Source organism: Bacillus cereus group sp. BfR-BA-01382, from assembly GCF_022663475.1.
In the GTDB taxonomy this organism is placed as follows: Bacteria; Bacillota; Bacilli; order Bacillales; family Bacillaceae_G; genus Bacillus_A; species Bacillus_A thuringiensis_S.
On the sequence record NZ_JAKUFQ010000363.1, the window covers coordinates 1 to 274 of the forward strand.

The window sequence follows — 274 nt, forward strand, 5'->3', positions numbered from 1 at the left end:
AATTGAAGTTGTAAAGCTTCAAATTACAAATAAAAAAGATACAGAAAAAGGTCCGGAAAAACCAGGTGAAGGAACAGAAAAACCAGGTGAAGGAACAGAAAAGCCGGGTGAAGGAACAGAAAAGCCGGGTGAAGGAACAGAAAAGCCAGATGAAGGAACAGAGAAGCCGGGTGAAGGAACAGAAAAGCCAGGTGAGGGAGTAGAAAAACCTAATTTACCAGAAAAAGGACAAGGTTCTTCTAATAATCAACAACTTCCAGCTACAGGACACAAT

1 protein-coding gene is annotated in these 274 nt (G+C 40.9%); it reads left to right on the forward strand.

Going from position 1 to position 274, the window contains the following annotated elements; translation table 11 throughout:
• A partial coding sequence (locus MR160_RS34340) for a hypothetical protein (protein WP_242299257.1) occupies window positions 1–274 on the forward strand: 274 nt, incomplete at both ends.